We start from the raw sequence: 9,942 nt of genomic DNA, 5'->3' as shown, positions 1-9,942 counted from the left end.
ATGGCGTTTTCAGCTGCACCACGTCGCCAATGGCCGATCCATCGCGCCTTTTTCAACGGGATGAGAAGTGGCGCGCATCCGTCTTATAAATGAAACACCGCCCTCAGCTATACTCCCCCGCATTTCGCATCAGGCCCTGAGGATAGACTGTGAAGAACTGGACGTTGCGCCAACGAATTTTGGCGAGCTTTGCGGTAATTATCACCATCATGTTGCTGATGGTGGTCCTCTCCTATTCGCGATTGCTGAAGATCGAAGACAGCGAAGCCAGCGTTCGGGACGACGCTTTGCCGGGGGTTTATTACAGCTCGATGATTCGCAGTGCCTGGGTCGACTCCTTCCTGCAGACACAGGAATTGCTCGGCTTGAAAGAAGGGCAGGGCATCAGCAGTGAAGACGCCGCGGAGTTCAAGGCTTTCGAGGCGCGCCTGCTGGAGCAGATGGGCAACTACCGCAACACCATCACGACCGATGAGGACAAGGTCGAGTTTGCCGCTTTCGAACAACGGCACGAGGAGTTCAGCAGGATTCTGACGACTGTACTCGATCTGCACAGCCGCAAACAGGAGTCCGAGGCCATCAAGATGTTCACCGAGCAACTGACCCCGGCCTGGACCGCAGGCCGCACGAAGCTCAATGACATCATTCGCGAAAACAAAGCGGTGGCCGATCACGAAATGGCCGCCATCGACGACGCCGTACTTGCGGCAAAAATCAGCATGGGCATTTCCCTGCTGGTGGCGGTCCTGGCTGCCGGCCTCTGCGGTTTGCTATTGATGCGCGCCATCATGGCGCCGATGAGCCGCATAGTGAAAATCCTCGAGATCATGCGCACCGGTGACCTCAGCAGCCGCCTGAATCTGGAGCGCAAGGACGAATTCGGCGCGGTGGAGACCGGTTTCAACGACATGATGACCGAGCTGACTTCTCTGGTGTCCCAGGCCCAGCGTTCGTCGGTGCAGGTGACCACGTCGGTGACCGAGATCGCCGCGACATCCAAGCAGCAACAGGCCACCGCCACGGAAACCGCCGCCACCACCACGGAAATCGGCGCGACCTCCCGTGAGATCGCCGCCACTTCCCGGGACCTGGTGCGCACCATGACCGAGGTCTCCACCGCCGCCGATCAGGCTTCCGTGGCCGCCGGCTCCGGGCAACAGGGCCTGGCGCGCATGGAGGAAACCATGCACTCGGTGATGGGCGCGGCCGACCTGGTCAACGCCAAGCTGGCGATCCTCAACGAGAAGGCCGGCAACATCAATCAGGTGGTGGTCACCATCGTCAAGGTCGCTGACCAGACCAACCTGTTGTCGCTCAACGCTGCCATCGAGGCCGAGAAGGCCGGGGAGTACGGACGCGGTTTTGCCGTGGTCGCCACCGAAGTGCGGCGCCTGGCGGACCAGACGGCGGTGGCCACCTACGACATCGAGCAAATGGTGCGCGAGATCCAGTCGGCGGTATCGGCGGGGGTCATGGGCATGGACAAGTTCTCCGAAGAAGTGCGTCGCGGGATGTCCGAGGTACAGCAGGTCGGCGAGCAGTTGTCGCAGATCATCCATCAGGTCCAGGCGCTGGCGCCGCGGGTGTTGATGGTCAACGAAGGCATGCAGGCCCAGGCTACTGGTGCCGAGCAGATCAACCATGCGCTGGTGCAGTTGGGTGATGCCAGCAGCCAGACGGTCGAGTCTCTGCGCCAGGCCAGTTTCGCCATCGATGAGCTGAGCCAGGTGGCCGTCGGGCTGCGCAGCGGCGTTTCGCGATTCAAAGTCTGATGAGCGAAATCACGGCCAAACGCTCTGCCGTGAAGCAGGCGCCGCATGCATTGTTTCTGGTGTTTTGCATCGGCAACGAGCGCTATGCCTTGAAGGCTATCGAAGTGGCCGAGGTACTGCCGCGCCTGCCCTTGAAGCCCATTCCCCATGCCCCCGCCTGGGTCGCCGGGGTGTTCGCCTATCGGGGTGCTGTGGTGCCAGTGATCGACTTGAGCGCACTGACGTTTGGTACGCCTGCACAGGCCCGTACCAGCACTCGATTGGTGCTGGTCAACTATCGTCCGGATGACGCCTGCGAGACACAGCTGCTCGGGCTGATTCTGGAGCAGGCGACCGACACCTTGCGTTGCGATCCGGCGGATTTTCAGCCCTACGGCCTGGACAATCGCCAGACGCCTTACCTCGGGCCGGTCCGCAAGGACGAGCAGGGCTTGCTGCAATGGGTGCGGGTCAGCGATCTGCTGGAGGATCAAGTGCGCACATTGTTGTTTCCCTCGCCGCCAATGGATCCGGCGCTGCTGGAGGAGCGGCCATGAACAGCGATCAGCGTTTTTTTGACTTCCTCAAGGAACGTATCGGACTCGACGTGACCTCGGTGGGGCCGGCAATCATCGAGCGAGCGGTTCGCCAGCGCAGCATCGCTTCACAAGCACCCTCGGCCGATGAGTATTGGCAAACCTTGCAGGGCTCGTGGGACGAGCAGCAGGCATTGATCGAAGCGGTGATCGTTCCGGAAACCTGGTTCTTCCGGTATCCGGAATCATTCGCCACGCTGGCGAAACTGGCGGGCAAGCGTCTGGCCGAGATCAACAACCTGCGCGCACTGCGGATTCTCAGTTTGCCGTGCTCCACAGGCGAAGAACCGTATTCGATCGCCATGGCGTTGCTCGATGCCGGGCTCCAGCCACACCAGTTCAAGGTCGACGGCATGGACGTCAGCCCGTTGTCGGTGGAAAAAGCCAGGCGAGCCTTGTACGGCAAGAACTCCTTTCGGGGTGACGACATTGCGTTTCGCGACCGCCATTTCATTGCCGAGGGCGATGGCTATCGACTGAACTCGCGTGTGCAGGAGCAGGTGCGCTTGCAGGTCGGCAATCTGCTGGATCCGGCCTTGCTGGCCGGTGAGCCGCCATTCGACTTCGTGTTTTGTCGCAACCTGCTGATCTATTTCGACCAGGCGACCCAGAAGCAAGTCTTCGAAGTGCTCAAGTGCCTGACCCACGTTGACGGCGTGCTGTTTATCGGCCCGGCCGAAGGCGGTCTGCTGGGGCGTCTGGGGATGCGCTCGATCGGTATCGCGCAGTCCTTTGCGTTCAGTCGACAGGGGACTTCGGCCCCTGAACCCTTGCCGGCATACGTTCCAGCACCATTGCCCGTGCCGCAACCACTGCGCACTCCACCGCCTGCGCCAGTGCGCAGTCGTCCATTCGCCAGTGTCGTGCCGCTGGCTGCTGCGCCGAAAACGTCTGGTACCGATACGACCGTGCTGCTGGCGAACATCGCCGCGCTGGCCAACGAAGGCAAAAGCGCCGAGGCGAGGGCTGCTTGTGAAAGCTATTTGCGCAGTCATGAACCGGTAGCCCAGGTGTTCTATTGGCTGGGACTGCTCAGTGATGTCGCCGGAAACGTCCTGGAAGCCCAGGGTTTTTATCGCAAGGCGTTGTACCTCGAACCGCAACATTCCGACGCGTTGATGCACCTGGCCACGTTGCTGCAGGCCCAGGGCGACGCGGCGGGGGCCAGACGATTGCAGGCGCGTGCCGTCCGCAGCGGGCGCGCCGCCGACAGTGAGCGTAAACGATGATCGCCTCCGACACTTTTAGCGTCACCCGGGATGCCCAGGCCATCGACGACTGCTGGAACCGTATCGGTATCCACGGCGACAAGTCCTGCCCGTTGCTGGCCGAACATGTTCATTGCCGCAATTGTGCGGTGTATTCGGCGGCTGCCACGCGCTTGCTCGATCGCTATGCATTGCAGCAGGAAGATCGCGGGCCAGTGTCCGTCGCGGTCGAGAGCGAGGTGAAAACCCGTTCGCTGTTGATGTTCCGACTGGGTGAAGAGTGGCTGGGCCTGGCTACGCGCAGTTTGGTGGAAGTGTCGCCGCTGCAGGCGATTCACTCGTTGCCGCACCAGCGTTCCCGCGCCTTGCTCGGCGTGGCAAATGTGCGCGGTGCACTGGTTGCCTGTCTGTCACTGGTGGAGCTGCTCGGCCTCGACGGCACCAGCAACCTGGCACCCGGTACCCGGGTCATGCCGCGCATGCTGATCATCGCGGCCCATGGTGGGCCGGTGGTGGTGCCGGTGGACGAAGTCGACGGGATTCACGCCATTGACGAGCGCATCCTCGATAGCGCATCGCGCTCAGGTGCACAGGCAAGCGCCAAATACACCCGTGGCGTGTTGCAATTCAAAGGTCGCAGCCTGCGCTGGCTGGATGAAGAACAGCTGCTGTCCGCCGTGACCCGGAGCCTCACATGACCCCCGAGCAAATGCGCGACACCTCTTTGCTGGAGCTGTTCAGCCTGGAAGCCGAAGCTCAGACCCAGGTCTTGAGTGCCGGCCTGCTGGCGCTTGAGCGTGACCCGACCCAGGCCGATCAGCTTGAATCGTGCATGCGTGCCGCGCACTCGCTCAAGGGCGCGGCGCGGATCGTCGGCGTCGATGCCGGGGTCAGCGTCGCCCACGTGATGGAAGATTGCCTGGTCAGTGCCCAGGAAGGGCGTCTGTTGCTGCGCCCCGAGCATATCGATGCGTTGCTGCAAGGTACCGATTTGCTGATGCGTATCGCCACGCCGGGCAGTAACCCGGAGGCCGCGGACATCGAGGCCTATGTGGCGTTGATGGCACTGTTGCCGGACCTTGCGGGTACGCCTGCTGCACCGGTGATGGCCGAACTTCAGCTCGAAGCACCTGCGCCCAAGGTCGAGCCGGTGGCGCCTGCCGCCGAACCGCCACCGGCTCCAGCCCCGCGCAGCACACGCACCACCGAAAATGGCGAACGTGTGCTGCGTGTCACCGCCGAACGCCTGAACAGCCTGCTCGATCTGTCGAGCAAGTCCCTGGTGGAAACCCAGCGGCTCAAACCGCACCTTGCGACCATGCAGCGACTCAAACGCATGCAGAGCAACAGCCTGCGAGCGTTGGAGAGTCTCAATGTTCACCTCAAGGATCACGCCTTGAGCCTGGAGGTGCAGGAAACCCTTGAGGATGCGCGCCGTTTGCTCGCGCAATCCCAGCAGTTGCTCATGGAAAAGAACGCCGAACTCGATGAGTTCGCCTGGCACGCCAGCCAGCGGGCGCAGGTGTTGTACGACACGGCGCTGGCCTGTCGCATGCGGCCGTTTGCCGACGTGCTGACCGGGCAGGTGCGAATGGTCCGCGATCTGGGGCGCGACTTGGGCAAACAGGTGCGACTGGAGATTGAAGGCGAGAAGACTCAGGTTGATCGCGACGTACTGGAAAAGCTCGAAGCGCCACTGACTCACCTGTTGCGCAATGCGGTAGACCACGGCATCGAAACCCCGGAGCAACGCCTGCTGGCAGGCAAGCCGGCTGAAGGTCTGATTCGCCTGCGAGCTTCGCATCAGGCCGGTCTGCTGGTGCTGGAATTGAGCGATGACGGCAACGGCGTGGACCTGGAAAAGGTCCGTCGCAGTATCGTTGAACGAAACTTGTCGCCCGCGCAAACCGCCGCGCAGTTGAGCGAAGAAGAGTTGCTGACGTTCCTGTTCCTGCCCGGTTTCAGTCTGCGCGACACGGTCACCGAGGTGTCCGGTCGCGGCGTCGGCCTGGATGCTGTGCAGCACATGGTGCGGCAGTTGCGCGGCGCGGTAGTGCTGGAGCAAAAGGCGGGCGAGGGCAGTCGTTTCCACCTTGAAGTGCCGCTGACCCTGTCGGTGGTGCGCAGCCTGGTCGTGGAAGTCGGCGACGAAGCCTATGCCTTCCCGCTGGCGCACATCGAGCGCATGTGTGATCTGGCGCCGGCGGATATCGTGCAGGTCGAAGGTCGTCAGCATTTCTGGCACGAAGGCCGGCATGTCGGCCTGGTGGCGGCTAGCCAATTGCTGCAACGCCCGGTCAGCCAGAACAGCGGGCAAACCCTGAAAGTCGTGGTGATTCGCGAGCGTGATGCGATCTACGGCGTGGCGGTGGAGCGGTTTATCGGTGAGCGGACCTTGGTGGTGCTACCGCTGGACGAGCGTCTGGGCAAGGTGCAGGACATTTCCGCCGGGGCCTTGCTCGACGACGGTTCGGTGGCGCTGATCGTCGATGTCGAAGACATGCTGCGATCGGTGGAAAAACTGCTCAACACCGGGCGTCTGGAGCGCATTGCCCGTCACGGCAATCAGGTGGTCGAGGCGGCCCGCAAACGAATACTGGTGGTGGATGATTCCCTGACCGTGCGAGAGTTGCAGCGCAAGCTGTTGCTCAATCGCGGATACGACGTGGCGGTTGCCGTGGACGGCATGGACGGCTGGAACGCGTTGCGTTCGGAGGATTTCGATCTGCTGATCACCGACATAGATATGCCACGCATGGACGGCATCGAACTGGTCACGCTGCTGCGTCGGGACAATCGCCTGCAATCGCTGCCGGTGATGGTGGTGTCCTACAAGGATCGTGAAGAGGACCGGCGCCGTGGACTGGATGCCGGGGCCGACTATTATCTAGCCAAGGCCAGTTTTCATGACGACGCCTTGCTCGATGCAGTGGTCGAGCTCATCGGAGGAGCACGTGCATGAGGATCGCAATCGTCAATGACATGCCAATGGCGGTGGAGGCTCTGCGCCGCGCCCTGGCATTCGAGCCGGCGCATCAGGTGATCTGGGTGGCCGCCAATGGCAAGGAAGCCGTGCAAAAGTGTGCCGAAAACACGCCGGACTTGATCCTGATGGACCTGATCATGCCAGTGATGGACGGCGTGGAGGCGACTCGACGGATCATGGCCGAAACGCCCTGTGCCGTCGTTATCGTCACCGTGGATCGCCAGCAGAACGTGCACCGGGTGTTCGAAGCCATGGGCCATGGCGCCCTGGACGTGGTCGATACCCCGGCCCTCGGTGCCGGCAATGCCCGGGAGGCGGCAGAACCGTTGTTGCGCAAGGTCGTGAACATCGGCTGGCTGATCGGCGACAAAAGCAATCAGCCGCGACCAATGCCAGGCCCGCCACGCGGTTCGGCTTCGCGCCAGCGCCTGATCGCCATCGGTTCGTCCGCAGGCGGACCGGCAGCGCTGGAAGTCTTGCTCAAGGGCCTGCCGCATGATTTCTCTGCGGCCATCGTGCTGGTGCAGCACGTTGACCAGGTGTTTGCCGCCGGTATGGCTGAATGGCTCGGCAGCACCAGCGGCCTCGACGTGCGCCTGGCCCAGGAAGGCGAGCCGCCGCAAAGCGGCACGGTGTTGCTGGCCGGCACCAATCACCATATTCGCTTGCTGAAAAACGGCACGCTGGCCTACACCGCCGAGCCGGTCAACGAGATCTACCGACCCTCCATCGATGTGTTCTTCGAGAGCGTGGCCAGTTACTGGAACGGTGACGCCGTGGGGGTTTTGCTCACCGGCATGGGGCGTGATGGCGCCCAAGGGCTTAAACTCATGCGCCAACAGGGCTACCTGACCATCGCACAAGACCAAAACAGCAGTGCGGTGTACGGCATGCCGAAGGCGGCCGCGGCCATCGACGCCGCCGTGGAAATACGCCCGCTGGAAAAGATAGCGCCACGATTGCTGGAGATCTTTCCAAAATGACTACCATTAGCAGCAATCCTGGCATAGGCAGTTCTCAGGTGAACGCACATGAATGAATTACAGCTCGACGACTTCAAGACTGACGAAAATGCCGCCATGGTGTTGTTGGTGGACGATCAGGCGATGATCGGCGAGGCAGTACGGCGCGGGTTGTCGAACGAAGAAAACATCGACTTCCACTTCTGCGCCGATCCGCACCAGGCCATTGCCCATGCGGTCCGCATCAAACCGACAGTGATCCTGCAGGATCTGGTCATGCCCGGCCTTGACGGTCTGAGCCTGGTGCGCGAATACCGCAATCACCCGGCGACCAAGGACATTCCGATCATCGTCCTGTCGACCAAGGAAGACCCGTTGATCAAGAGCGCAGCTTTCGCGGCCGGGGCCAACGATTATCTGGTCAAGCTACCGGATACCATCGAACTGGTCGCACGCATCCGCTATCACTCGCGCTCCTACATGACCCTGCTGCAACGGGACGCGGCGTACCGGGCGTTGCGGGTCAGCCAGCAGCAGTTGCTCGACACCAACCTGGTGCTGCAACGCCTGATGAACTCCGATGGCCTGACCGGGTTGTCGAACCGTCGGCACTTCGATGAATACATGGAGCTGGAATGGCGCCGTTCGCTGCGTGAGCAGAGCCAGTTGTCGTTGCTGATGATCGATGTGGATTACTTCAAGACCTACAACGACACCTTCGGCCACCTGGAAGGCGACGAGGCCTTGCGCAAGGTTGCCACGGCGATCCGAGACGCCAGTGCCCGGCCGTCCGACCTGCCGGCCCGCTATGGTGGCGAAGAGTTCGCCCTGGTGTTGCCCAATACCTCCCAAGGTGGTGCGCGCCTGGTGGCGGAAAAACTGCGCATGACCGTGGAGGCCTTGAAGATTCCCCACAGCTCCCCGAGCGAAGGGTCGAGCCTGACCATCAGCATCGGCCTGGCGACCATCACCCCGAAAACCGGCAGCAATTGCCGTGACCTGATCCTGGCGGCGGACAAGGGGCTGTATCAGGCGAAGAATAATGGGCGCAATCAGGTGGGCATCGGCTGAACAACCTCCCCCTGTAGGAGCGAGCCTGCTCGCGATGGTCGTGAACGATGACGATGGCTGCCTGAATAAACACGGTGCCTGAGCGTTTCTCGCGAGCGAGCTCGCTCCTGCAAGGGCTTGGCTTTTCAGCCAGGCGGACTGCCGTTACCGGCCGTTTCCCGGTATACTCGCCGGCTTTCAAAAGTTCGCCAACGAGTGCTGCCCGTCATGGAAATCAACCCGATCCTGAACACCATAAAGGACCTGTCCGAGCGCTCCGAAACTATTCGGGGGTATCTTTGACTACGATCAAAAGCATGAGCGTCTGACTGAAGTCAATCGCGAGCTTGAAGATCCGAGTGTCTGGAACAAACCTGAATATGCCCAGGAGTTGGGCCGCGAGCGCGCTGCGCTGGCGCAAATCGTCGATACCCTGGACGAGCTGAACACCGGTCTGGCCGATTGCCGTGACCTGCTGGACATGGCCGTCGAAGAAAACGACGAAGGCGCAGTGGGCGATGTCGTCGCCGAGCTGGCCCGTCTCGAGGAAAGTCTGGCCAAGCTGGAATTCCGCCGCATGTTCAGCCACGAAATGGACCCGAACAACGCCTATCTGGACATCCAGGCCGGTTCCGGCGGCACCGAAGCCCAGGACTGGGCCAACATCCTGCTGCGCATGTACCTGCGCTGGGCCGACAAACGCGGTTTCGACGCGACCATCATGGAACTGTCGGCCGGTGAAGTGGCCGGGATCAAGGGCGCGACCGTGCACATCAAGGGTGAATACGCGTTTGGCTGGTTGCGGACCGAGATCGGCGTACACCGTCTGGTGCGCAAGAGCCCGTTCGACTCCGGCAACCGTCGCCACACCTCGTTCTCCGCGGTGTTCGTCTCGCCAGAGATCGATGACAAGGTGGAAATCGAAATCAACCCGGCAGACTTGCGGATCGATACCTATCGCTCCTCCGGTGCCGGTGGTCAGCACGTAAACACCACCGACTCGGCCGTACGTATCACCCACGTACCGACCAACACCGTGGTCAGCTGCCAGAACGAACGTTCCCAGCACGCCAACAAAGACACCGCCATGAAAATGCTGCGGGCCAAGTTGTACGAGCAGGAAATGCAGAAGCGCAACGCGGCGTCCCAGGCGCTGGAAGACACCAAGTCCGATATCGGCTGGGGTCATCAGATCCGTTCGTACGTGCTCGATGCCTCGCGGATCAAGGATCTGCGCACCAACATCGAACGCAGCGACTGCGACAAGGTGCTCGATGGCGACATCGACGAATACCTGGAAGCGAGCCTGAAGTCCGGGCTGTAATACACTGACACACCGCGATCCCCTGTAGGAGCCGGCTTGCCGGCGATCCCCGGCCGCAGGCCGGG

The 9,942-nt window shown here is 61.7% G+C and carries 7 protein-coding genes and 1 pseudogene; all 8 read left to right on the top strand.

All coding sequences use genetic code 11. The features are described 5' to 3' along the window. Window positions 1-149 precede the first annotated feature (149 nt). The 8 genes and pseudogenes from PMI31_RS17880 to prfB all read left to right on the top strand — a co-directional run bounded on the left by PMI31_RS17880 (window position 150) and on the right by prfB (window position 9,877). Window positions 150-1,772 carry a methyl-accepting chemotaxis protein gene (locus PMI31_RS17880; RefSeq protein WP_008019616.1) on the top strand — a complete coding sequence of 541 codons (1,623 nt, stop codon included), beginning with the start codon at window positions 150-152 and terminating at the stop codon, window positions 1,770-1,772. Next, complete coding sequence (locus PMI31_RS17875; RefSeq protein ID WP_008019615.1) at window positions 1,772-2,308, top strand: chemotaxis protein CheW; 537 nt, start codon at window positions 1,772-1,774, stop codon at window positions 2,306-2,308. The genes PMI31_RS17880 and PMI31_RS17875 overlap by 1 nt, the downstream gene beginning before the upstream one ends. Beyond that, on the top strand, window positions 2,305-3,576 hold the full coding sequence (locus PMI31_RS17870) for a CheR family methyltransferase (RefSeq protein ID WP_008019614.1): 1,272 nt from the start codon (window positions 2,305-2,307) through the stop codon (window positions 3,574-3,576). Before PMI31_RS17875 ends, PMI31_RS17870 begins: the two co-directional genes overlap by 4 nt. Continuing rightward, complete coding sequence (locus PMI31_RS17865) at window positions 3,573-4,253, top strand: chemotaxis protein CheW (protein ID WP_008019613.1); 681 nt, start codon at window positions 3,573-3,575, stop codon at window positions 4,251-4,253. Before PMI31_RS17870 ends, PMI31_RS17865 begins: the two co-directional genes overlap by 4 nt. Further along, window positions 4,250-6,517: a hybrid sensor histidine kinase/response regulator gene (locus PMI31_RS17860; protein WP_008019611.1), complete on the top strand. Its 2,268-nt coding sequence runs from the start codon at window positions 4,250-4,252 to the stop codon at window positions 6,515-6,517. Before PMI31_RS17865 ends, PMI31_RS17860 begins: the two co-directional genes overlap by 4 nt. Further along, a complete protein-coding gene (locus tag PMI31_RS17855; protein WP_008019610.1) occupies window positions 6,514-7,524 on the top strand; it encodes a chemotaxis response regulator protein-glutamate methylesterase in 1,011 nt (336 codons plus the stop codon). The genes PMI31_RS17860 and PMI31_RS17855 overlap by 4 nt, the downstream gene beginning before the upstream one ends. A 48-nt stretch (window positions 7,525-7,572) precedes the next feature. After that, window positions 7,573-8,656, top strand: a pseudogene (locus PMI31_RS17850) (diguanylate cyclase domain-containing protein). 125 nt (window positions 8,657-8,781) lie between these two features. After that, window positions 8,782-9,877 (top strand): peptide chain release factor 2 gene (gene prfB / locus PMI31_RS30545; protein WP_109790603.1). Its coding sequence is split into 2 segments (ribosomal slippage): window positions 8,782-8,853 and window positions 8,855-9,877, totalling 1,095 coding nucleotides; the frame shifts between segments, so codons are not numbered across the junction. Window positions 9,878-9,942: the final 65 nt, after the last annotated feature.

This window comes from Pseudomonas sp. GM55, assembly GCF_000282395.1.
Lineage (GTDB): Bacteria > Pseudomonadota > Gammaproteobacteria > Pseudomonadales > Pseudomonadaceae > Aquipseudomonas > Aquipseudomonas fluorescens_CC.
The sequence above is the reverse complement of the archived record's forward strand: the minus strand, read 5'-3'. Positions and strand labels throughout refer to the sequence as shown.